The organism is Stenotrophomonas sp. NPDC077461, assembly GCF_049545475.1.
Taxonomy (GTDB): Bacteria; Pseudomonadota; Gammaproteobacteria; order Xanthomonadales; family Xanthomonadaceae; genus Stenotrophomonas; species Stenotrophomonas nematodicola.
This window is the reverse complement of sequence record NZ_JBMWDO010000003.1, coordinates 188,219-209,258: the sequence shown is the minus strand read 5'-3', so window position 1 is coordinate 209,258 and position 21,040 is coordinate 188,219. Positions and strand designations below refer to the sequence as shown.

22 protein-coding genes are annotated in these 21,040 nt (G+C 68.9%); 13 read left to right on the top strand and 9 right to left on the bottom strand.

Annotated elements, in window-relative coordinates; translation table 11 throughout:
- Positions 1-111 precede the first annotated feature (111 nt).
- Entirely contained in the window at positions 112-1,203 is a 1,092-nt protein-coding gene (gene rsgA, locus ACPEH8_RS07585) for a ribosome small subunit-dependent GTPase A (RefSeq protein WP_017356955.1), read from the bottom strand.
- A gap of 183 nt (positions 1,204-1,386) precedes the next feature.
- On the opposite strand from rsgA, the gene ACPEH8_RS07580 reads away from it, so the two are divergent.
- The 5 genes from ACPEH8_RS07580 to grxD all read left to right on the top strand — a co-directional run bounded on the left by ACPEH8_RS07580 (position 1,387) and on the right by grxD (position 5,269).
- Positions 1,387-2,661 carry a pyridoxal phosphate-dependent aminotransferase gene (locus ACPEH8_RS07580; protein WP_017356954.1) on the top strand — a complete coding sequence of 425 codons (1,275 nt, stop codon included), beginning with the start codon at positions 1,387-1,389 and terminating at the stop codon, positions 2,659-2,661.
- A 3-nt stretch (positions 2,662-2,664) separates the two neighbouring features.
- Entirely contained in the window at positions 2,665-3,288 is a 624-nt protein-coding gene (locus tag ACPEH8_RS07575) for an SGNH/GDSL hydrolase family protein (protein ID WP_136005015.1), read from the top strand.
- A 193-nt stretch (positions 3,289-3,481) separates the two neighbouring features.
- Complete coding sequence (locus ACPEH8_RS07570) at positions 3,482-3,862, top strand: hypothetical protein (protein ID WP_136005017.1); 381 nt, start codon at positions 3,482-3,484, stop codon at positions 3,860-3,862.
- Between the two features lie 27 nt (positions 3,863-3,889).
- Positions 3,890-4,213: a hypothetical protein gene (locus ACPEH8_RS07565; RefSeq protein ID WP_017355291.1), complete on the top strand. Its 324-nt coding sequence runs from the start codon at positions 3,890-3,892 to the stop codon at positions 4,211-4,213.
- A 129-nt stretch (positions 4,214-4,342) separates the two neighbouring features.
- On the top strand, positions 4,343-5,269 hold the full coding sequence (gene grxD, locus ACPEH8_RS07560; RefSeq protein ID WP_017355290.1) for a Grx4 family monothiol glutaredoxin: 927 nt from the start codon (positions 4,343-4,345) through the stop codon (positions 5,267-5,269).
- 92 nt (positions 5,270-5,361) lie between these two features.
- On the opposite strand, the gene ACPEH8_RS07555 is transcribed toward grxD, so the two are convergent.
- Both ACPEH8_RS07555 and ACPEH8_RS07550 read right to left on the bottom strand, forming a co-directional pair.
- Positions 5,362-5,901, bottom strand: a complete 540-nt coding sequence (locus ACPEH8_RS07555; protein ID WP_017355289.1) for a DUF924 family protein — start codon at positions 5,899-5,901, stop codon at positions 5,362-5,364.
- A 53-nt stretch (positions 5,902-5,954) separates the two neighbouring features.
- Positions 5,955-6,731: an AMP nucleosidase gene (locus ACPEH8_RS07550; protein ID WP_017355288.1), complete on the bottom strand. Its 777-nt coding sequence runs from the start codon at positions 6,729-6,731 to the stop codon at positions 5,955-5,957.
- A gap of 145 nt (positions 6,732-6,876) precedes the next feature.
- On the opposite strand from ACPEH8_RS07550, the gene ACPEH8_RS07545 reads away from it, so the two are divergent.
- From ACPEH8_RS07545 to ACPEH8_RS07525, 5 genes are all read left to right on the top strand, one after another.
- Positions 6,877-8,286, top strand: coding sequence for an amidohydrolase (locus ACPEH8_RS07545; RefSeq protein ID WP_026070653.1), 1,410 nt, complete (start codon positions 6,877-6,879; stop codon positions 8,284-8,286).
- Positions 8,287-8,291: 5 nt separating this feature from the next.
- Entirely contained in the window at positions 8,292-9,584 is a 1,293-nt protein-coding gene (locus ACPEH8_RS07540) for an amidohydrolase family protein (RefSeq protein WP_136005310.1), read from the top strand.
- Positions 9,585-9,602: 18 nt separating this feature from the next.
- Complete coding sequence (locus ACPEH8_RS07535) at positions 9,603-10,232, top strand: 2-hydroxychromene-2-carboxylate isomerase (RefSeq protein WP_262071221.1); 630 nt, start codon at positions 9,603-9,605, stop codon at positions 10,230-10,232.
- Positions 10,233-10,324: 92 nt separating this feature from the next.
- Positions 10,325-11,269 carry a DegV family protein gene (locus ACPEH8_RS07530; RefSeq protein WP_136005026.1) on the top strand — a complete coding sequence of 315 codons (945 nt, stop codon included), beginning with the start codon at positions 10,325-10,327 and terminating at the stop codon, positions 11,267-11,269.
- Between the two features lie 60 nt (positions 11,270-11,329).
- Positions 11,330-11,668, top strand: a complete 339-nt coding sequence (locus ACPEH8_RS07525; RefSeq protein ID WP_136005029.1) for a hypothetical protein — start codon at positions 11,330-11,332, stop codon at positions 11,666-11,668.
- A 57-nt stretch (positions 11,669-11,725) separates the two neighbouring features.
- On the opposite strand, the gene ACPEH8_RS07520 is transcribed toward ACPEH8_RS07525, so the two are convergent.
- Together ACPEH8_RS07520 and ACPEH8_RS07515 are read right to left on the bottom strand one after the other, a co-directional pair.
- Entirely contained in the window at positions 11,726-13,177 is a 1,452-nt protein-coding gene (locus tag ACPEH8_RS07520) for a GGDEF domain-containing protein (RefSeq protein WP_166473437.1), read from the bottom strand.
- Positions 13,178-13,334: 157 nt separating this feature from the next.
- Entirely contained in the window at positions 13,335-14,678 is a 1,344-nt protein-coding gene (locus ACPEH8_RS07515) for an OmpA family protein (protein ID WP_423666428.1), read from the bottom strand.
- Positions 14,679-15,025: 347 nt separating this feature from the next.
- Here ACPEH8_RS07515 and ACPEH8_RS07510 point away from each other — a divergent pair, with 347 nt between their 5' ends.
- Entirely contained in the window at positions 15,026-15,886 is an 861-nt protein-coding gene (locus tag ACPEH8_RS07510; RefSeq protein ID WP_026070784.1) for a PA4780 family RIO1-like protein kinase, read from the top strand.
- Positions 15,887-15,901: 15 nt separating this feature from the next.
- Here the strand turns inward: ACPEH8_RS07510 and fghA are convergent, their stop codons facing one another.
- The 4 genes from fghA to ACPEH8_RS07490 are packed head-to-tail and all read right to left on the bottom strand — an operon-like array spanning position 15,902 to position 18,806.
- Positions 15,902-16,732 (bottom strand): S-formylglutathione hydrolase, encoded by an 831-nt coding sequence (gene fghA / locus ACPEH8_RS07505; RefSeq protein WP_017356131.1) that lies wholly within the window; start codon positions 16,730-16,732, stop codon positions 15,902-15,904.
- A 48-nt stretch (positions 16,733-16,780) separates the two neighbouring features.
- Positions 16,781-17,890 (bottom strand): S-(hydroxymethyl)glutathione dehydrogenase/class III alcohol dehydrogenase, encoded by a 1,110-nt coding sequence (locus ACPEH8_RS07500; RefSeq protein ID WP_017356130.1) that lies wholly within the window; start codon positions 17,888-17,890, stop codon positions 16,781-16,783.
- 53 nt (positions 17,891-17,943) lie between these two features.
- Positions 17,944-18,219: a metal/formaldehyde-sensitive transcriptional repressor gene (locus tag ACPEH8_RS07495; protein WP_017356129.1), complete on the bottom strand. Its 276-nt coding sequence runs from the start codon at positions 18,217-18,219 to the stop codon at positions 17,944-17,946.
- 50 nt (positions 18,220-18,269) lie between these two features.
- The gene (locus ACPEH8_RS07490) at positions 18,270-18,806 is read right to left on the bottom strand and encodes a DUF411 domain-containing protein (RefSeq protein WP_208020007.1); all 537 of its coding nucleotides are present in this window, start codon (positions 18,804-18,806) and stop codon (positions 18,270-18,272) included.
- A gap of 194 nt (positions 18,807-19,000) precedes the next feature.
- Here ACPEH8_RS07490 and ACPEH8_RS07485 point away from each other — a divergent pair, with 194 nt between their 5' ends.
- Both ACPEH8_RS07485 and ACPEH8_RS07480 read left to right on the top strand, forming a co-directional pair.
- The gene (locus ACPEH8_RS07485; protein WP_153164759.1) at positions 19,001-19,693 is read left to right on the top strand and encodes a heavy metal response regulator transcription factor; all 693 of its coding nucleotides are present in this window, start codon (positions 19,001-19,003) and stop codon (positions 19,691-19,693) included.
- Entirely contained in the window at positions 19,690-21,036 is a 1,347-nt protein-coding gene (locus ACPEH8_RS07480; protein WP_423666426.1) for a heavy metal sensor histidine kinase, read from the top strand. The genes ACPEH8_RS07485 and ACPEH8_RS07480 overlap by 4 nt, the downstream gene beginning before the upstream one ends.
- Positions 21,037-21,040 lie beyond the last annotated feature (4 nt).

Here is a 21,040-nt window from a genome sequence, read left to right as displayed (position 1 = left end):
CTACGAGGATGCGACGCGCAGGGCCTTTGTAGAGCCGGCTTCCAGCCGGCTGACGCGCGCAGCGCGGGGGGTTCGATGGCCGCACGGAAAGCAGCCGACTGGAAGTCGGCTCTACCGCTTCCTGCCGGGGGGGCGCCACTGCGCGCCCTTGCCGACGTGCTTGCGCTCGATCGCCTGCTGGGCCTGGCGTACGGCCAGCTTGGCGGCGGCAGCGGCGACTTCGTCCTTCAGTTTGAAGTAGTTGAGCAGGCGCTCTTCGTCCAGGTCACCCGCGTCGATGGCAGCACGCACGGCACACCCTGGTTCGCGCTGGTGCGCGCAATCGCGGAAGCGGCACTGTGCGGCCAGGGCTTCCACGTCGGCGAAACCGCTTTCGCTGAGTGCTTCTTCGCCGGTCGGCTTGAGCTCGCGCATGCCGGGGGTGTCGATCAGGCAGGCGCCGGCCGGCAGCGGGATGAGCGCGCGGTGGGTGGTGGTGTGGCGGCCGCGCGAATCGTTGACGCGCACATCGGCGGTCTTCATCCGCTCCTCGCCCAGCAGCGTGTTGGTCAGGGTGGACTTGCCGGCTCCCGAAGAACCCACCAGCACCACGGTGCGGCCCGCGCCAAGCCACGGCAGCAGCGCCGCCGCACTGGCCGGGTCCTTGCCGTTGATCGCCAGCAGCGGAATGTCCTGCGCCGCCAGTTCCTCCAGCACGGCCAGCGCATCGTCGCTGTACTCGGTCTGGTCGGCCTTGGTCAGCACCACCACCGGCTGCGCACCGCCACCGCCGACGAGCAGCAGATAGCGCTCGATCCGGCGTGGATTGAAGTCCGCGTCCAGGCCGCAGACGATGAAGACCGTATCGATGTTGGCGGCGATCACCTGCTGGTGGTAATGCTCGCCCGCCGCACCGCGCTTGATCGCAGTACGGCGCGGCAGCAGGGCGACGATCCTGATGCCCTCCAGCAGCACCCAGTCGCCGACGGCGGCACGCTCGTGGCTGGGGAAGCGTGGGCGCTGCCACTCGGCCGGAGATTCGGTGCGGATCGCCGCATCAGGCGCATCGGCAACGACGTAGCCGGTGCGGTGCTGCTCGATCACCCGGCCCGGGCGGGCCTGCGGATGCTGGTCGAACAGGGCCTGCCAGGCGGGCAGCTCGGGGGCGCCGGCCCAGGGCCAGCCCATCGTCTGCAGGGCGCGGTAATCGGTGGTGTGGGTCATCGGGCCCATTCTAGAGGGTGCGGCCCGCCGCCGTCGCCGCCGTGGCCCCGGGCGGCGCCGGCATGGCCGTCGCATGGGCCGGCAACTGCCTGCCAGCATTGGAAAACCGGCCCTGGAACGCCCGCCCTGCAACGCAACATTTCCGCTACCATGCGATTTCCAAGCCCGAACGACGGCCCAGTCATGTCCACACCTCCGCTGAAGCCGCTCGCCACCCGCGAGCGCCTGTCCGAAGTCCGCTACGAGATCCGGGGCGAACTGGCGCGGCGAGCGCGGGAGCTGGAGGCACAGGGCCGCAGGCTGATCAAGCTCAACATCGGCAACCCCGGCAACTTCGGTTTCCGCGCGCCCGAGCACCTGCAGCGGGCCATTGCCGACGACATGGGCCGTACCGATCCCTACACCCACCAGCAGGGGCTGCCCGAAGCCCGCGAGGCCATCGCCGCCGCGTACGCCCGGCGGGGCGCGCCCGATGCGCATCCGGACCGGGTGTTCGTCGGCAACGGGGTCAGCGAGCTGATCGACCTGTCGCTGCGCGCCCTGCTCAATCCCGGCGATGAAGTGCTGGTGCCCTCGCCCGACTACCCGCTGTGGTCGGCGGCCACCATCCTCAACGACGGCCGCCCGGTGTACTACCGCTGCGCGCCGGAGAACGGCTTCCAGCCGGACCCGGTGGAGATCGAATCGCTGGTGTCCTCGCGCACCCGCGCGATCGTGCTGATCAACCCCAACAATCCCAGCGGTGCCAGCTACTCCAAGGCGCTGCTGGAACGCATCGTGGCCATCGCGGCCAAACACAACCTGCTGCTGATGGTCGATGAGATCTACGACCAGATCCTGTACGACGGCGCCGAGTTCCACGCGGTGGCGCCGCTGGCCGGCGAGCATCCGTGCATCACCTTCAGTGGCCTGAGCAAGGTGCACCGCGCCTGCGGCTGGCGGGTGGGCTGGGCGATGCTGTCCGGCGCCGCCGAGCGGCTGGGCGAGTTCCGCGCGGCGATGGACCTGCTCAGTGCGCTGCGCCTGTGCGCCAATGTTCCCGGCCAGTACGCGATCGACGCGGCGGTCAACGGGCCGGACACCATCTCGGCGCTGTGCGCGCCGGGCGGCCGCCTGTATGAAACCCGCCGCGCGGTGATCGAGGCCTGCCACGCCAGCGAGCACCTGTCGCTGGTGGCCCCGGCCGGTGCGCTGTACGCCTTCCCGGCGGTGGTCGGGCCGGCCGCGCGCAGCTTCGACGACCACGATTTCGCATTGGAACTGATGAACGAGGAAGGCGTGCTGGTGGTGCCGGGCTCCAGCTTCAACGTGCCCTACCGCCACCACTTCCGCGTGACCCTGCTGCCCGAGCCGGAGGTCATGCGTGACGTCTTTGGCCGCATCGACCGTGCACTGGCGCGCCGCGCAGAGGCCAACACCAAAGTGGTGCCCCTCAAGCCACGCAGCGCGGTGGCCTGACACATGGCGATGCGTTACCTGGCGCTGGGCGATTCCTACACGATCGGCGAAGACGTTGCGGCCAGCGGCCGCTGGCCGGTACAGCTGGCCGCCGCACTGCGCGACAGCGGCATCGCGCTGGACGACCCACACATCATCGCCACCACCGGCTGGACCACCGACGAGCTTGATGCCGGCATCGATGCCGACGCGCCGCAGGGGCCGTTCGACCTGGTGAGCCTGCTGATCGGGGTCAACGACCAGTACCGCGGGCGCAGCGTGGACGACTATCGCCCGCGCTTCACCGCGCTGCTGGAGCGCGCGCTGGGCTTTGCCGGCGGCCGCCCGTCACGTGTGCTGGTGTTGTCGATCCCGGACTGGGGGGTGACCCCGTATGCCGTCGCATCCGGCCGCGACCGCGTGCAGATCGGGCAGGAACTGGACGCCTACAACACGGCGGCGGCGGCGATCTGCGCCGGGCATGGGGTGACCTTCATCGACATCACCGACCTCAGCCGCGACTTCGGTGGCGAAGCGGTGATGCTGGCCGCCGATGGCCTGCACCCGTCGGCGGCGATGTACGCGCTCTGGCACCAGCGTGCCTACCCGGTCGCACGGGTGCAGCTGGCCGACGAGGGCACCCACTGAGCACGGACGCCGCGCCACTGGCCAGGGAACAGGCCCGCCACATTGCCACCACCACCGTGCCCGCCCCGCGCGCCGGCACCCGACCCGGGCGCTGCGCCTGCCGTCCGCCGAGCCCGGTCGTGGCCGCCAGCTGGCCGCTCGGCGCGCGCGCGCGCATACTCGCGCCCCTGACCTGTCCCGGCACGGAGCCGCCATGACCTCGCCTTCCCGGCATTCCGCGCTGGGCATCGTGGCGTTCATCACCAGCCTTTGCGGGGTGGCGTTGTTCTCCATCGCCCTTGGGCTGGGCTATCTGTTCGTGCAACGCCATGCCGAGGTCGAAGGGCTGGCGCTGGCACCCACGCTGGGCGTGCTGGGGCTGATCAGCATCGGCCTGAACGGCCTGGCTGGCCTGCTGGGCGTGGGCAGCGTGCTGCAGCACCGGCGCCGCCGCCTGTTCGGGGTGCTGGCGCTGATCCTCTCGCTGGCGGTGCTGTGCGTCTACCTCACGCTGGGCGTCTGGACCCACCACCGGTGGCAGCAACGCCCCCCGCCCGCCGTGCCGGCCGCGCATGTTCCGGCACTGCCCACCTGATACCCCTCCACCACTGAAAAGGACCTCATGGAACTCAAGCACTCCGGCCTCGGCATCGCCGCCTTCTGCCTCGCGCTGGGCTGCGCCCTGATCATGCTGCTGAGCGTGATCGGCGCCAGCGTGGCGGCAATCAACGGTGTCGAGATGAACGAGGACTCTCCGCTGTCGCTGATGGTCGGCCTGGTGATCATCTGCGCCGGTTTCGGCCAGTTGATCGCACTGGCACTGGGCGTGGCGGCGGCGTTCATGCCGGCCACCAAGAAGGTGTTCGGCATCCTGGCGATCGTGATCTCGATCGGCAGTGTGATCGGCATGGGGATGCTGGTCATTGCCGGCCTGATGATGGGCTGAGCCGGCCACCGGCAGGTGCGGCCCGCGCCAGGGCCGGCGGGGAATGCGATGCAACGTTTCCGGTACGGTCATGCCCCACGCTGCCATGCCGCGTAGAATAGGGGGTTCGCATATCCGGACCCGAACCCCATGTCCCTCGATCCCGCCCTGCGTTCGCGCATCGAATCCATTCTCAACGCCAACCGCGTCGTGCTGTTCATGAAGGGCCAGCCGACCATGCCGCAGTGCGGCTTCTCGGCCAAGGCCGTGGGCGCGCTGCAGGACCTGGGCGTGGAGTTCGCCCACGTCAACGTGCTGGCCGACGCCGAGATCCGTGAAGGGATCAAGGCCTACGGCGACTGGCCGACCATCCCGCAGCTGTACATCGACGGTGAACTGGTCGGCGGCAGCGACATCATCCTGCAGATGGCCGGCAGCGGCGAGCTGAGCAGCGTGCTCGGCCTGGCCGCCCCGGACCGCACCCCGCCGCGCATCACCGTCACCCCGGCGGCGGTGGAGATGCTGCGCGGTGCGCTGGCCGACGCCCCGGGTGCGTCCCTGCAGCTGGGCATCGACGCGCGCTTCCAGCCGAACTTCCAGCTGGCCCCGCACGATGACAACGCGATCGCCGCCGAGTCCAACGGCCTGCGCGTGCAGTTCGACCTGGCCAGCGCGCGCCGTGCCGACGGCATCACCATCGACTGGGTCGACGACATCCGGGGCCAGGGTCTGGCCATCGACAACCCCAATGCGCCCAAGCCGGTGCAGGAACTGGGCGTGCGCGACGCCGACGACCGGCTGCGTGCCGGCACTGTGACCGTGGTGGACGTGCGTCCGGCCGACGAGCGTGCGATCGCCGCGATCAACGGGCCGTTCGAAACCTTCGACGGCGACAACCGCGCCCGCTTGGAAGCCCTGCCCAAGGACACTGCGCTGGCCTTCCTGTGCCACCACGGCGGCCGCAGTGCCCAGGCCGCCGAGCAGTTCCGCGCCCTGGGGTTCACCACGGTGTACAACATCACCGGCGGCATCGACGCCTGGTCCAAGGACGTGGACAACAGCGTGCCGACCTACTGATCGGGTGCGGATCCACGCAGAAGAAAAACGCCGGCAATGCCGGCGTTTTTTTTATCCGCGGCCGTGGCACCGACCGCGTCGTGAGCGGCCCCTCAGCCGGCGAAGCCGCCTTCGGCGAGGTAATCCAGCTCCGCGGCGGTCGGCATCCGGCCCAGCACGGCGTTGCGATGCGGGAACCGGCCGAAGCGGCGGATGATGTCGCGATGCAGCTCGGCGTACTGCAGGTACTCCTTGTCACCCAGCGCATCGAACATGGCCACCGAGCGCTCCTGGTCCTGCGGATCTTCGGAGTGCTCGAACGGCAGGTAGATGAAGGCACGCAGCTTGGGGACCAACTGCAGGTCCAGGCCCTCCTCCACCGCGCGCATGGCGTAGTGGCGGGCCAGTCCGTCGGTGGCGTACGAGTGGGCAGTGTCGCGGAAGCAGTTCCGGGGGAACTGGTCGAGCAGGATCATCAGTGCCAGCGCGCCCTCGGCGGTACCCAGCCAGTGCTCGCGGGCGCGGCGGGCAGCGGCGAAGTGTTCCTCCAGGAATGCCTGGCGGAAACGCGCGTCGAACGCGTCATCGCGCGCGAACCACTGCTGCGGCCCCGCGTCGCGCCAGAATTCCACCACTTGTGCCGCCACGTCCATTTACTGCCCCTGTAGGCGGCGCGTCCGCCGGACGCCCGCCTGTGCCATTGCCATCACTCGTCAAAGCGCAGGTGGCGGACCGACTTGCCGTTGCGCCGTATAAGCTTAAGCGCCTCGATACCGATCTGGATATGGTTTTCGACGAACTGGGAGCTCACCTTGGCGTCGGAGGCCTCGGTTTTGACCCCGTCGGGGATCATCGGCTGGTCGGACACCAGCAGCAGCGCCCCGATCGGGATGTGGTTGGCGAAGCCGGCCGCGAACAGGGTGGCAGTCTCCATGTCGATGGCCATGCAGCGCATCAGGCGCAGTTTTTCCTTGAAGGCTTCATCGTGCTCCCAGACCCGGCGGTTGGTGGTGTACACCGTCCCGGTCCAGTAGTCGTGGCCCAGGTCGCGGATCATGGTGGATACCGCACGCTGCAGGGCGAAGGCCGGCAGCGCCGGCACTTCCGGTGGCAGGTAGTCGCTGGACGTGCCCTCGCCCCGGATCGCGGCGATCGGCAGGACCAGGTCGCCGAGCTGGTTCTTGCGTTTGAGCCCGCCGCATTTGCCCAGGAACAGCACCGCCTTGGGCATCACGGCTGACAGCAGATCCATGATGATCGCGGCATTGGGGCTGCCCATGCCGAAGTTGATCAGCGTGATGCCGTCGCTGGTGACGCTGGCCATCGGCCGGTCCAGGCCCTGCACCGGCGCGCCGGTGAGCTGGGAGAACGTGTGCAGGTAGCCGGCAAAATTGGTCAGCAGCACATGCGGGCCGAACTGCTCCAGCGGGACGCCGGTGTAGCGCGGCAGCCAGTTTTCCACGATTTCCTGCTTGTTCTTCATCGAGCGCGTCCGGTCGTGCATGAGGTGCACTCGGTAATTCTCGGTGAGATCGGCCAATAAGCAAGCAACATGCGTTTGGTCACTTGGCAACGCCCCCGCCCAACGGCTAGCGTCACCCCTACGTTCACGCCGCATCGGGGACCACATGCGCACACGATTGACCGCCGGGCTGGGCCTGGCGCTGTTCTCACTGGCCGCGCCGTCGGCGCCGGCCGCCTCGCGCTTCGTGCAGGACCCGTATCCCAGCACCTACGCCCCGATCGCCTCGGCCCCGGTGCTGATCCACAACGCCACCGTGCTGACCGGCACCGGCACGCGCCTGGACAATGCCGACGTGCTGCTGCGTGATGGCCGCATTGCCGCCGTCGGCCCCGCGCTGCCGGTGCCGGCCGACGCCGTGCGCGTGGACGGCCAGGGCAAGTGGGTGACGCCGGGCATCATCGATGTGCACTCGCACCTGGGCGTGTACCCCAGCCCGGGCGTGAGCGCGCACAGTGACGGCAACGAGATGACCGCACCGGTCACCGCCAATGTGTGGGCCGAACACTCGGTCTGGCCGCAGGACCCCGGATTCGCCGCAGCGCTGGCCGGTGGCGTGACCGCGATGCAGGTGCTGCCCGGCTCGGCCAACCTGGTCGGCGGGCGCGGCGTGACCCTGAAGAATGTTCCAGCCACTACCTACCAGGCGATGAAATTCCCGGGGGCACCGTGGGGACTGAAGATGGCCTGCGGCGAGAATCCCAAGCGGGTGTACGGCGGCGGCAAGGGCGTCGCCCCGGGCACGCGCATGGGCAATGTGGCCGGCTACCGCGCGGCGTTCATCGATGCCAGCGAGTACATCGCCAAGAACACCCCGAAGAAGCCGAAGAAGAAGCGCTGGTTCAGCGGAGGGGACAAAGGGGACAGCGCCGGCGATGCCGGCGGCAAGCGCGACCTGAAACTGGATACGCTGGCCGGCGCGATCCAGGGTGACATCCGCGTGCACATCCACTGCTACCGCGCCGACGAGATGGCGACGATGCTGGATCTGTCGCACGAGTTCGGCTTCAGGATCGCGGCATTCCACCACGCGGTGGAAGCCTACAAACTATCCGACCGGCTCGCCGCCGAAGGCGTGTGCGGCGCGCTGTGGGCCGACTGGTGGGGCTTCAAGATGGAGGCCTTCGACGGCATCCAGGACAACATCGCGCTGGTGGACCGCCCGGCCAACAGTTGCGCGATCGTGCACTCCGATTCTCCCGAGGGCATCCAGCGGCTCAACCAGGAAGCGGCCAAGGCGATCGCCAACGCGCGTCGCGCAGGCATCGAGATCGCGCCCGAGCGCGCGATGATGTGGCTCACCCTCAATGCCGCGCGCTCGCTGGGCGTGGAGAAGCAGACGGGCAGTCTGGAGCCGGGCAAGATGGGCGACGTGGTGATCTGGAACGGCAGCCCCTTCAGTTCCTACGCGCTTGCAGAAAAGGTGTACATCGACGGCCACGCCGTCTACGACCGCCAGGACACGCGCCGGCAGCCGCTGTCGGACTTCATGCTCGGCCAGGAGGCACGCCCGTGAGCGCCATGAACCGCGTTGCCGCCCAGCCCCTGGGATCGCGTTGCCGGGCATGGCTCGGCACCACCGCGCTGCTGATGCTGACAGCGTTGCCGCTGCAGGCGCAGGACCTGCTCATCCGCAACGCCACGGTGCACACCGCCACTGCGCGCGGCAGCCTGACCAACACCGACGTGCTGGTCCAGGGCGGCGTGATCCGTGCGGTCGGCACCGGGCTGTCGGCACCGGCCGGGGTGCCCGTTGTCGAGGCCGGCGGCAAGCCGCTGACCCCTGCGTTGTTCGGTGGCATCACCGACATCGGCATTGACGAGGTGTCCGGCGAGTCAACCACGGTCGACAGTGCGCTCAAGCTGCCCGACCAGCCGCTGCGGCCGGAGTTCGATGTCAGCCTGGCCTACAACCCGGCCTCGGTGCTGATCCCGGTGGCGCGCCTGGACGGCATCGGCTTCACCGCACTGGGCGCCAACAGCGGTGGCGGCTTCATCGCCGGCCAGGGAGGCGTGGTCCGGCTGGATGGCAGTGCCGATCCGATCGGCCCGCTGGCCCTGTATGTCCGCCTGGGCGCCCCCGGTGCCGAGCTGACCGGCAGTTCCCGCGCCGCGCAGTGGATGCTGCTGGAACAGATGGTCAGCGAGGCGCGCGGGCGGGTCCCGGCCGACTCGCCGCATGCCCTGCTCACCCCGGCTGGCCGCGCCACGCTGGCCCGCTACCTGGCCGGCCAGGGCCGGATCGTGGTGCAGGTGGACCGTGCCGCCGACATCCGCCAACTGCTGCGCTGGGCGGCCCGCGAGAAGGTCCGGATCGCCATCGCCGGCGGCGCCGAAGCCTGGCGCCTGGCACCGCAGCTTGCCCAGGCCCGGGTGCCGGTGTTCGTCGATGCGCTGGGCAACCTGCCGACCAGCTTCGACCAGCTCGGGGCGACCCTGGACAACGCCGCACGCCTGCACGCGGCCGGCGTCGCGGTGAGCTTTGCGCAGCGCGACGACGCCTCGCACAACGCGCGCAAAATGCGCCAGCTGGCCGGCAATGCGGTCGCCAACGGCCTGCCGTGGGCCGACGGGCTGGCCGGGCTGACCCGGGTGCCGGCCCAGGTGCTGGGCGTGGGCGACCGCATCGGCACCCTCGAGCCGGGCAAGCTGGCCGACCTGGTGCTGTGGGACGGCGACCCGCTGGATGTGGGCCACTACGCCGAACAGGTGTGGCTGGGCGGCCGCGCGATGCCGATGCGCTCGCGGCAGACCGAGCTGCGCGACCGCTATCTGGCCCCGCCCACCACCGAACCGCGCGCATACTCGCGCTGACCCTGCAAGGATGTTCCGATGACCCTGCGCTGGTACTTCGATTTCGTCTCGCCGTTCTCCTACCTGCACTGGCAGAAGCTGAAAGCCCTGCCGCAGTTCGAGAAGATCACCCCGGTACCGATCGCCTTCGGCGCGGTGCTGCACCACCTGGGCAATCTGGGCCCGGCGGAGATCCCGGCCAAGCGTCGTGCCATGTACCGGCACCTGCTCTGGCAGGCCCGGCGCGAGGAAGTGACGCTGCGCTTCCCGCCCGGCCACCCGTTCAATCCGCTGGCCGCGCTGCGCCTGTGCCTGGCCGCAGGCGCCACCCCGGCGTCGATCGACATCCTGTTCAACTGGATCTGGCGCGACGGGCATGCCGGTGACAGCGCCGCCGCGCTGGCCCTGCCCGGCGCGATGCTGGACGTGGCGGACGTGGCCGCCGCCATCGGCGCGCTGGACGTGAAGGAACAGCTGCGCCGCAACACTGACGCGGCCATCGCCGCCGGAGTGTTTGGCGTGCCGACCCTGTCCATCGATGGCGAGCTGTACTGGGGCAACGACGCCCACGACCTGATGCAGGCCGTGCTGGCCGACCCGGACACGGTCCGCGGCGGTGAATGGGACCGGCTGGCCTCGCTGCCGGTGGCGGTGGAACGCAGCCGCTGAGCCGCCCCCCGCGCGATGGACCGGGCAAACCGGCGAAAATTGAGATAGCTTTCACAGTTCCGAACCAATACCGGCCTTGAGGGGGGCACAGGATGCGCATCGGAATCGTGGTCGACTCGGCGTGCGACCTGCCACCAGACTTCATCCAGCAGCACAACATCGTGCTGCTGCCCATCACCGTACGTATCGGCGAAGCGGTGCTGGCCGACCACCGCGACGAACAGGCGACCCTGAGTTTCCTGCATGCGCACGTGGCCGAGAACGGCGCGGAAGCGGAAACCATTCCGTTCAGCGTCAACCAGATCCGCGACCTGTTCCTGGGCAAGCTGGTGATCGACTACGACCATGTCTTCTGCATGACGATCACCAAGACGCGCAGCCCGATCCACGACAACGCGATGCAGGCCAGCTTCGCGATCCTCAACGACTACAAACCGGTGCGCCAGGCAGCCGGCTACAACTCGCCGTTCGCGCTGCGCGTGCTGGACACCCAGAACCTGTTCGCCGCCCAGGGCGTAACCGCGGTGGAAGCGGTGCGCCTGCGCGACAGCGGTGCCGGCGTGCAGCAGATCCGCGAGCGGCTCGAGCTGCTGGCCCACAACGTGCACGGCTACATGGTCACCCGCGACCTGTACTACATGCGTGCCCGCGCACGCCACAAGGGCGACCGCAGCGTGGGCCTGCTGAGCGCTGCGCTGGGCAGCGCGCTGGACATCAAGCCGGTGCTGCACGGATACCGCGGCGAAACCGGCCCGGTCGCCAAGATCAAGGGCTTCGACAACGCGGTGCAGAAGCTGTTCGACTTCGTCGGCCAACGGGTCAGGGCCGGGCTGATGACCCCCACCGTCTGCGTCAGCTACGGCGGCGAGCTGGCCGACCTGCAGGCCCTGCCCGGCTACGCCACGCTGCGCCAGACCTGCGAGGCGCACGGGGTGCAGTTGTTCGAGGCGGTGATGAGCCTGACCGGGATGGTCAACGTCGGCAAGGGCGCGGTCACGGTCGGCTTTGCCGATGAACCGCATACCTTCCGCGCCTGAGTCCTGCACACCGAATCCACCGGCGATCTGCGAGCCTTGGATCATTCAATGGAGGCAATCATGTCAGCGCAGTACCACATCAGCCTGCCGGACCCGTCCAAGGCCCGCGGCAACGATCCCGATCTTTCCTTCCACTCGCAGAGCGCCGCCGGCTTCGCCGAGGAGCTTCAGGACGCTTTGCGCAGCACCACGCTGTTCGAGAAGTGGCGCGCCAAGCAGCCCGACCCGGACGCCGTCGAGTCGCAATGGGGCGCCACCGATCCGGCGGCAACCGTGACCGGCTCGCAGGACGACCTGCGGATCAACCTGGTCGCCACCACCCGCATCGACAGTGACGTGTTCAAACAGCGCCTGCGCCTGCTCGCCGGGCATCACTGGGAACTGCGCGACGTGCGATGAGTCCCGCGGCGGAGGCCCGCGTGTGACCGCACGCGGAGTGCCGGCCAGCGTCCGGCGCTACCGGTCCAGGTCCTCGTCCAGCCCCGCCGCCACCTGCCCCTCCACCACCCGGTTGCGGCCCTGTCGCTTGGCTTCGTACAGCGCCGCGTCGGTGGCGGCCACCAGCTCGCCCGGGGCCGCCGTGGTGACCTTGTCCAGCTGCGCCACCCCGATGCTGATGGTCACCCCGATCTGGCAGACCGAGGCCGGCGAGTTCAGCCGCAGCCGCTCGACCGCGATGCGCATGGTCTCGGCCAAGGCCAGCACGCCCTCGCGGGATGCCGCCGGCAGCACCACCGCGAACTCCTCGCCGCCGTAGCGCGCCACCACATCGGTCGCGCGCGTGGCGCAGCCGGCCAGTGCGGCCGCCACCGCGCGCAGGCAGGCATCGCCGAGCGGATGCCCGTAACGGTCGTTGAACACCTTGAAGTGGTCGATGTCCACCATCAGCAGCGCTATGCCCTGCCCGCTGCGCCGCGACCGGTTCCATTCGGCCTGCAGCACCTGATCGAACTGGCGGCGGTTGGCCACGCCGGTCAGGCCATCGACCCGCGCCAGCACATCCAGCCGATCCTGCTGCTCCAGCGAGCGCACCTGCATCAGCACACTGCGCAGGCCCGAGCCGAGCGTGGCGAAGGCAAAGCCGGCTACCGCCAGCATCGGGTGCGCGCGCACCAGCAGGGCCGACATCACCAGCAGCGAGATCGCCAGAATCAATGGACTGCCCGCCCGCACGCCCAACGCCAGCCGCCGCGACACCTCGACCGGGCGGACCGGCGAACGCCGCCAGGCGACCACGGCCAGCACCAGGAACGGCACGTCGATCAGCAGGTCCACCAGGCTGCCGTAACTGGTCTCGGAACCGAAGTGGTTGATGTAGGCCGCCACCACCAGATAGACGCAGGCAAACAGACTCAACGCGCCGAAAAAGGCGCGGCGCGAACGGTCTTCACTGGCCAGCCAACGCAGCAGCGCGAAGCCGGCGATGAACAGGTTCTCGATATCGAACATCCGCCGCAGGCTGTCCACCCCGGCATCGGAAGCGTCGGTGATCGTGACAAAGGAGAAGGTGTAGACGAAGAACAGATAGCCCAGGAGCAGGGCCATCGCACCATCGATCACGCTGAGAAACCACGGCGCGTGCCGCGGATGGGCCATCGCGAAGGTCAACGGCACGCCGTATAGCACGTACAGCAGCATGCTGATGCCCGGGGTGGAGTCGGCATTGCCCAGCCCCACCTCCTGGTACATGTTCATCGCCATGCCGCCGGCCCACAGCACCATGCCCACGGCCAGCGCCACCCAGCCCACCACCGCCTCGCTGCCGAGACTGCGCCGCACGCAGGCCGCCGCCGCCAGCAGGGGGGCGCCGATCAGGAACGAATATGACAGGGTCTGGGCATGCGCGGGCAGGAGCACCAGCGCCACCCCGTGGGCACCCACATATGCCGCAGACAGCCACCATGCCATGCCTGTTTCTCCCTTTGCGGCGCGGCGACCGGCGCGCCCCGGCTGTTCCGGCCATCCCCGTTGGCCGCAGTATTGCCGATGCAAAGTGAAGACACCTCCTGCCGGCATCGGCAAGGAGGTGTCGGCAGGCAACGGACGGGAGAGACGCCCGCGCCGCCTACTTCACGGTGTAGGCGATGCGCCGGTTGGCTGCGCGACCCTCCCCGGTACGGTTGTCGGCAATCGGCTGGTTCGAGCCGTGCCCCCGCGCACTCAGGCGCCCGGCCGGCACCCCCAGGGCCACCAGCGCATCCACGACGGCCTGGGCACGTTGCCGGCTCAACGCCAGGTTGGCGACCGGATCACCCTGGCTGTCGGTGTGCCCGCCCACGACAACGTGCGTACCGTCCGGTGCGCCTGCAAGCGCCTTGGCCGCGATCCGCAGGATCTCCCGGCTGCTGGGCGAGAGGGTCGCCGAATTGGACTCGAAGGTCATGGTGGTCTGGTTGAGCGCCGCCGTCAGATCCGCGGCGCCGTAGCCGGAGGCCAGTCCATCGAGCGCCGCCACTCCCGGATCGAACAGACCCGACAGCTCGAAACGGCTCAGTTCCCCCTGCAACAGCCGGCTCACTTCGAACCGTTGCGCCTGCTGCATCGCCGAGGTGTCCAGATCGATTCTGTCACCGCTGAAGGCCATTCGCAGGCCGTTGGCCTTCAGCCGGGGCAGCAGCTTGATCAGCGTGTCCATCCATCCCGCCGGCTGGGCGGCCGGATCGACCTGGATGTCGCCGACAACATTGCCGGTGCCGAAGGTGGTGCCGAGCGCCTCCAGCAGCCGGTGCTTCTCACTTGCGCTGGGCAGCCGGCCGGACACGTTCACCTTGCCGTCGGCCGTGCGCAGATCCAGCTGCGGCTGGGCCCGCGATGGCGTCGCCGCCGCTGGCGTGGCCGCAGCGTCCGGCGTGGCCGCCGGACGCGCCTGCATCCGGCCGTTCTTTGCCTGCCAGCCGCAGTACGCCAGCCCAAGCAGGGCCAGCAAGGGCAGCAGCCATTTCCACGGGCCGGCGCGACGGGGAGGCGAAGCGTGGTGGATGGCATCCACGCGATGGACCTGCCCCGCACCGGTCACGCCGTTGATGAGCTGCTGCAGGTCGCTGGGCAAAGCGGTGGGCAGCGTACCGTCGGGCGTCACCCTGCGTACCAGCATCGGCAGCACCGTGGCCAGCGTCGCGCCGATGGCCCCGCTGCCCACGCCGGCCTTGTCGGCAAGGGCGATCATGTCGCGGTTGCCGATCACATGCTGCACCTGGCCTGCACTGACACTGCGGGGATGCAGCGCATGACCCATCCAGGAATCGAACACCTCCCCCAGACCGGCCTTGGCGAACTTGTCGCGGAACCCCTTGAGCCCACCCGGCACGGTGAATATGTAGCCGACCACGACCGCGACCAGTTTCCGCGCGTCGCCGCCCAGTCCGGTTGCACGCGCGGCTTCGTCGATCAGACCATCGAGTAGTGACATCAATACGCCCCATGAATATGCAGAGTGATGACCTGGTCGACAGTGGATTCAGGCCGTACACCCACCATAGAAAGCGCCGCCGTGGAGAGCGCATGAATTATCTCCACCCAAATCCATCAAATAATCAATTGAGTTTATATTTTCGATAGCCCACTTAATATAAACAGCCAAAAACGTCACTGAACGTCATATTCAACCACCCTGCTGCGCAGTGGCACGACGACCGCCCCGTCCTCACACCCTCGGCGCGTGGCTGAACGCCACGATGGCCGGCCCGGCCCGAAGATGCGAAAATCCCGGGCCCTCCCCGGCGGGCGCACTGGCGCCGGCCCCATCCGCGAGATTCCGTGAAGACCCCCCAAGGCTTGCAGGCGCTGATCGACGACGGCGTGATCGATGAAGTGCTGCGTCCGCTCAAGAGCGGCAAGGAAGCAGCCGTGTACGTGGTCCGCAGTGGCGACGATGTGCGCTGCGCGAAGGTCTATAAGGACATGGCGCAACGCAGTTTCCAGCAGCGCGTGCAGTACCAGGAAGGCCGCAAGGTGCGCGGCAGCCGCGAGGCCCGTGCGGTCGGCAAGGCCAGCAGGTACGGCCGCAAGCAGCAGGAAACCGCCTGGAAGAACACCGAAGTGGACGCGCTTTACCAACTGCGCGATGCCGGCGTGCGCGTGCCCGAGCCGCATGGCTATTTCCACGGCGTGCTGGTAATGGAACTGGTCACCGATGCCGACGGCTTCTCCGCGGCCCGCCTGGGCGAGGTGGAACTGGAAGCCGACCAGGCCCGCGAGTTCCATCGCGTGCTGGTACGCCAGGTGGTGCGGATGCTGTGCTGCGGCCTCATCCACGGCGATCTGTCGCCGTACAACGTGCTGGTCGGGCCGGATGGCCCGGTGGTGATCGACTTCCCGCAGGTGGTCAACGCCGGTGGCAACAATGCCGCGCGCAGCATGCTGCTGCGTGACGTCAACAACCTTACCGCGTACCTCGGCCGCTTCGCTCCGGAACTGCTCGATACCTGGTACGGCGAGGAGATGTGGGCGCTGTTCGAGGCCGGTGACCTGCTGCCGGACAGCGAACTGACCGGCACCTTCGTCCACGACGAATCCACCATCGACCTGGACAGCGTCCGCCACGCGATCAACGATGCGCGCGAGGAAGCCCTGATCCGCCAGCAGGGCCGCGAGGCGGCGGAAGAAGACGACCTGTGATCCTGCCGCCGATCCTCAGGCGTGCAGTGCCTGGGCGTGATGCGCGATGTGCTCGCCGATGAAACTGGCGATGAAGTAGTAGCTGTGGTCGTAGCCGGGCTGCAGGCGCAACTGCAGCGGATGGCCTGCCGCCGTGCAGGCCGCCTGCAGCCACTGCGGCTGCAACTGGGTGTCGAGGAACTCGTCGCCGCCGCCCTGGTCGACCAGCAGCGGCAGGCGTTCGCTGGCCGTGGCCACCAGTTCGCTGGCATCCCAGGCCGCCCAGCCCGCACGGTCTTCGCCCAGGTACGCGGCGAAGGCCTTCTGCCCCCACGGCACCCGTGTGGGCGCGACGATCGGCGAGAAGGCCGACACGCTGCGGTAGCGGCCCGGATTGCGCAGCGCGATCACCAGCGCGCCGTGGCCACCCATCGAATGCCCGCTGATCCCGCGCGCCGCCGTCGCTGGCAGGTGCGCCTCGACCAGCGCCGGCAGCTCGTCCACGATGTAGTCGTACATCCGGTAGTGCGTGGCCCACGGCTGCTCGGTGGCATTGAGGTAGAAACCGGCGCCCTTGCCCAGGTCGTAGCCGTCCGCATCGGGGACGTCATCGCCGCGCGGGCTCGTGTCCGGCGCCACCAGGATCACCCCGTGCTCGGCGGCATAGCGCTGCGCACCGGCCTTGGTGATGAAGTTCTGCTCGGTGCAGGTCAATCCGCTCAGCCAGTACAGCACCGGCAGCCGACGCGAGGCGGCCTGCGGCGGCAGATAGACCGCGAATGTCATCTCGCAGCCCAGCACCTGCGAGCGGTGCCGGTACACGTCCTGCCAACCGCCGGAAGCGGCGCGGTGTTCAATGCGTTCCATGATGTTTCCCCCGCGGGCGGCGCGCGGTTGCCACGCCGCCCGGCATGATCAGTAGTGGACCACCGAGCGGATCGACTTGCCTTCGTGCATCAGGTCGAATGCCTCGTTGATCTGCTCCAGGCCCATCGTGTGGGTAACGAACGGCGCCAGTTCGATGTCGCCCTTCATGGCATCTTCGACCATGCCCGGCAGCTGGCTGCGGCCCTTGACGCCGCCGAAGGCGGTGCCCTTCCAGGAACGGCCGGTGACCAGCTGGAACGGACGGGTGGAGATCTCCTGGCCCGACCCGGCCACGCCGATGATCACCGACTGGCCCCAGCCGCGGTGCGCGCATTCCAGCGCGGCGCGCATCACGTTGACGTTGCCGATGCACTCGAAGGTGTGGTCCACGCCCCACGTGGTCATCTCGACGATGACCTGCTGGATCGGCTTGTCGTGATCCTTCGGGTTGACGCAGTCGGTGGCACCAAACTGCCGCGCCAATGCGAACTTGGACGGGTTGGTGTCGATCGCGAAGATGCGACCGGCCTTGGCCTGGCGCGCCCCCTGGATCACCGCCAGGCCGATGCCGCCGAGGCCGAACACGGCCACGCTGTCGCCTTCCTGGACCTTGGCGGTGTTGTGCACCGCGCCGATGCCGGTGGTGACGCCGCACCCGAGCAGGCACACATGTTCCGGGTTGGCGTCCGGGTTGATCCTGGCCAGCGAGACTTCGGCCACCACGGTGTACTCGCTGAAGGTCGAGCAGCCCATGTAGTGATAGATCGGCTCGCCGTTGTACGAGAAGCGGGTGGTGCCGTCGGGCATCACGCCCTTGCCCTGGGTGGCGCGCACGGCGACGCACAGATTGGTCTTGCCCGACGTGCAGAACAGGCACTGGCCGCACTCGGCGGTGTACAGCGGAATCACGTGGTCGCCCGGCTTGACGCTGGTGACGCCCTCGCCCACTTCCACCACGATGCCGGCGCCTTCGTGGCCGAGCACGGCCGGGAACAGGCCTTCAGGATCATCACCGGAGAGCGTGAAGGCGTCAGTGTGGCAGACGCCGGTGTGGGTGATCCGCACCAGCACTTCGCCCTTCTGCGGCGGAGCGACATCGATCTCGACGATCTTGAGCGGTTCGCCAGCGGCGAAGGCAACGGCAGCACGGGATTTCATCGGGAACTCTCCAGGACGGGAAACGGATCGGGACAGCGCGCGGTCGCCCGCGCTTACTTCAGGTAGGACCGGATCAGCACGCTCATTTCGCGCACGCGTGCCTCGCGCTGCGCGTCGGACTGCGCCGGCTGACCAAACTCTTCACGCAGGTGCGCCTCCATCACTTCGGACATCAGCCCGTTGACGGCGCCGCGGATGGACGCGATCTGCTGCAGCACCGGGCTGCAGTCCGCGCCGCCCTCCAGCGCGCGCTCCAGCGCATCGCACTGGCCGCGGATGCGGCGCACGCGGGCCAGGACGCGCTTCTTCTCCTGTGGCGAATGCGGCATGGACGCGACCTCGGAACTATAGTGGGGGTGAGTATACACGAGCGATCTCCTCAGGTTTCGTCCGGGGCCCTTCCGTGCCGACTGAACGGGGCTGTCCGGCCATCCCTGCCCAGCAGTTCCACCGTATAGCCGGGCACCGGCATGCCGGGCACCTCCATCCCGGGCGATCCGGCCGGCATGCCCGGCAGCAGCAGGCCACGCGCGAGCGGGCGTTCGCGCAGCAGGCGCTGGATATCGGTGGCGGGGATATGCCCCTCGACGATATAGGGCCCCACTTCCGCGGTGTGGCAGGCGGCCTTGTCCAGCGGCACGCCCAGGCGCTGCTTGACCGTCATCAGGTCGTCGGTATCGCGCACCTCCACGCTGAAGCCGGCGCGCCGCACATGGTCGACCCAGATGCCGCAGCACCCGCAACTGGCACTCTTGTGCACCACCATGTGCCCCGCCGGGGATACCGGCGCCGCAGCGGACTGCGCATCGGCAGCGGCGGGTGCTGCGGTGGTCGGCGCGGGCGGCTGCGCGCATGCGGCCAGGGCCAGGCTGGCGCCAGCGAAGGCAACAAGACGAAGAAGGCGGAGGTGCTGCATGCGAAGAGTCCTTGCGGTATCCGTGGGCCACGGCGGTTCCGCAATCTAGGAAGCGGCGCCCGTCGCGGCGATGACGCGCGCATTACATCCTCGTAATGCGCGGGTCATCCTGCCGTGCGGTCGCTGTCATACAGTAGCCGGCGCAGGTGTACACGACGCGGTCGTGCCCAGGAAGGATGCAGGCGGGCCAACGAATGAAACTGCTGGTGGTCGAGGACGAACCCAAGACCGGCGAGTACCTGCGCCAGGGGCTGAGCGAAGCGGGCTTCGTGGTGGACCACGCGCGCAACGGGCTGGATGGACATCATCTGGCGATGACCGGAGCGTACGATCTGATCGTGCTCGATGTGATGCTGCCGGACGTGAGCGGCTGGCACATCGTGCAGGCGCTGCGTGCTGCCGGGCGCACCACGCCGGTGCTGTTCCTGACCGCGCGCGACAGCGTCGGCGACCGGGTCAAGGGCCTGGAGCTGGGCGCGGACGACTACCTGGTCAAACCGTTCGCCTTCGTTGAACTGCTGGCGCGGCTGCGCACGCTGCTGCGCCGTGGCCACCTGCACCCGCAGCAGGACCGCCTGCAGGTTGCCGATCTGGTGCTCGACCTGCCGCGCCGTCGCGCCACCCGCGCCGGCCAGCGGCTGGTGCTCACCCACAAGGAATTCACCCTGCTGGAACTGCTGGTGCGCCGGCGCAACGAGGTACTGCCCCGCTCGCTGATCGCCTCGCAGGTATGGGACATGAATTTCGACAGCGACACCAACGTCATCGACGTGGCCATCCGCCGGTTGCGCGCCAAGATGGATGACGGTTTCGAACGCAAGCTGATCGTCACCGTGCGCGGCATGGGGTATGTGCTCGATGCCGGCGACGCCGACCCACCGGCATGAGGCCGCTATCGCTTACCGCGCGCCTGACCGTGCTGTTCGCCGCGGTCTCCACCGTGGTGCTGGCCGGCCTGGGCGCGCTGATCCTCTCCACCGTGCAGCAGCATTTCGTGCAGCAGGACGACCGTTACCTGGACAACAAGGTGCGGCTGATCGCGTCCATCGTCGCCGATGCCCCGCCCGACCAGGCCGGGGTGCGCCTGGCCGAGGCGCTGGACCACCAGGCCGGCTTCAGCGCCGAGGTGCTGCGCGGCGATGGCAGCCTGCTGTACCGCTCGGCCGGCGCCGCACTGCCGGCTCCCACCAGCGTCGCGCGGGCCTGGCACCGCGACGCGCAGGGACGCGACCACCGGCTGCGCCATGTGCGCACCACCGCCGATCCCGCACACGGCCCGCTGCAGATCACCGTGCTGCTGGACACCGCACCGCATACCCGCTTCCTGCAGGACTTCACCGGCCGCCTGGCGCTGTACGTGGCGGCCTCGGCGCTGCTGATCGGCCTGCTCGGCTGGCTTGCGGCACGGCGTGGCCTGGCGCCCCTGCGCGCGATGGCCGCGCGTGCCCGCGAGGTCACCGCCGAGCGCCTGGACCAGCGCATGCCGCTGCAGCCGGCGCCGCCGGAGATCGCCGAACTGGCTGCCCATCTCGATGCGATGCTGGCGCGTCTGCAGGCCGACTTCCAGCGCCTGAGCGAGCTGTCCTCGGACATCGCGCACGAACTGCGCACGCCGATCACCAACCTGCTCACCCAGACCGAAGTGGCGCTGGCGCGGCCACGCAGCGCGGCCGAGTACCAGGATGTGCTGCTGTCCAACGCGGAAGAACTGCAGCGCCTGAGCCGGATGATCGGCGACATGCTGTTCCTGGCGCGCACCGAGCACGGCGGCGGGCTGCCCGAGGCCGGCACGGTGGTGCTGGAGCGGGAGGTGACCGAACTGTTCGATTTCTACGACGCGCTCGCCGAGGAACGCGGCATCACGCTGGCGCTGCACGGCAAGGGCCAGGTGCGCGGCGACCGGCTGATGCTGCGCCGCGCGCTCGGCAACCTGCTGTCCAATGCACTGCGCCATACCCCGCGCGGCGCCACCATCGCGGTGACGGTGGCAGACACGGCGGGGGCCACCGAGGTGACCGTGCGCAATCCCGGCCCGCCCATTCCGGCCGATGCCCTGCCCCATCTGTTCGAACGCTTCTTCCGTGCCGAGCGTTCGCGCACCCGCGGCGACGCCGATGGCGCCGGGCTTGGGCTGGCGATCACACGCGCGATCATGCTGGCCCACGGCGGCACCCTGTGCGTGGCCTCCGGGCCGGCGGCGACCTGTTTCACGCTGCGCTTTGGCGCGTGACACA

What these genes read in the sequence shown, in the direction of transcription:
- ACPEH8_RS07485 (WP_153164759.1), top strand. Translation starts at nt 19,001, where the DNA reads ATGAAACTGCTGGTGGTCGAGGACGAACCCAAGACCGGCGAGTACCTG.
- ACPEH8_RS07495 (WP_017356129.1), bottom strand. Translation starts at nt 18,219, where the DNA reads ATGCCGCATTCGCCACAGGAGAAGAAGCGCGTCCTGGCCCGCGTGCGC.
- ACPEH8_RS07555 (WP_017355289.1), bottom strand. Translation starts at nt 5,901, where the DNA reads ATGGACGTGGCGGCACAAGTGGTGGAATTCTGGCGCGACGCGGGGCCG.
- ACPEH8_RS07540 (WP_136005310.1), top strand. Translation starts at nt 8,292, where the DNA reads ATGAACCGCGTTGCCGCCCAGCCCCTGGGATCGCGTTGCCGGGCATGG.
- ACPEH8_RS07480 (WP_423666426.1), top strand. Translation starts at nt 19,690, where the DNA reads ATGAGGCCGCTATCGCTTACCGCGCGCCTGACCGTGCTGTTCGCCGCG.
- ACPEH8_RS07520 (WP_166473437.1), bottom strand. Translation starts at nt 13,177, where the DNA reads ATGGCATGGTGGCTGTCTGCGGCATATGTGGGTGCCCACGGGGTGGCG.
- grxD (WP_017355290.1), top strand. Translation starts at nt 4,343, where the DNA reads ATGTCCCTCGATCCCGCCCTGCGTTCGCGCATCGAATCCATTCTCAAC.
- ACPEH8_RS07500 (WP_017356130.1), bottom strand. Translation starts at nt 17,890, where the DNA reads ATGAAATCCCGTGCTGCCGTTGCCTTCGCCGCTGGCGAACCGCTCAAG.
- ACPEH8_RS07550 (WP_017355288.1), bottom strand. Translation starts at nt 6,731, where the DNA reads ATGAAGAACAAGCAGGAAATCGTGGAAAACTGGCTGCCGCGCTACACC.
- ACPEH8_RS07565 (WP_017355291.1), top strand. Translation starts at nt 3,890, where the DNA reads ATGGAACTCAAGCACTCCGGCCTCGGCATCGCCGCCTTCTGCCTCGCG.
- ACPEH8_RS07490 (WP_208020007.1), bottom strand. Translation starts at nt 18,806, where the DNA reads ATGCAGCACCTCCGCCTTCTTCGTCTTGTTGCCTTCGCTGGCGCCAGC.
- ACPEH8_RS07530 (WP_136005026.1), top strand. Translation starts at nt 10,325, where the DNA reads ATGCGCATCGGAATCGTGGTCGACTCGGCGTGCGACCTGCCACCAGAC.
- rsgA (WP_017356955.1), bottom strand. Translation starts at nt 1,203, where the DNA reads ATGACCCACACCACCGATTACCGCGCCCTGCAGACGATGGGCTGGCCC.
- fghA (WP_017356131.1), bottom strand. Translation starts at nt 16,732, where the DNA reads ATGGAACGCATTGAACACCGCGCCGCTTCCGGCGGTTGGCAGGACGTG.
- ACPEH8_RS07575 (WP_136005015.1), top strand. Translation starts at nt 2,665, where the DNA reads ATGGCGATGCGTTACCTGGCGCTGGGCGATTCCTACACGATCGGCGAA.
- ACPEH8_RS07580 (WP_017356954.1), top strand. Translation starts at nt 1,387, where the DNA reads ATGTCCACACCTCCGCTGAAGCCGCTCGCCACCCGCGAGCGCCTGTCC.
- ACPEH8_RS07570 (WP_136005017.1), top strand. Translation starts at nt 3,482, where the DNA reads ATGACCTCGCCTTCCCGGCATTCCGCGCTGGGCATCGTGGCGTTCATC.
- ACPEH8_RS07535 (WP_262071221.1), top strand. Translation starts at nt 9,603, where the DNA reads ATGACCCTGCGCTGGTACTTCGATTTCGTCTCGCCGTTCTCCTACCTG.
- ACPEH8_RS07515 (WP_423666428.1), bottom strand. Translation starts at nt 14,678, where the DNA reads ATGTCACTACTCGATGGTCTGATCGACGAAGCCGCGCGTGCAACCGGA.
- ACPEH8_RS07545 (WP_026070653.1), top strand. Translation starts at nt 6,877, where the DNA reads ATGCGCACACGATTGACCGCCGGGCTGGGCCTGGCGCTGTTCTCACTG.
- ACPEH8_RS07525 (WP_136005029.1), top strand. Translation starts at nt 11,330, where the DNA reads ATGTCAGCGCAGTACCACATCAGCCTGCCGGACCCGTCCAAGGCCCGC.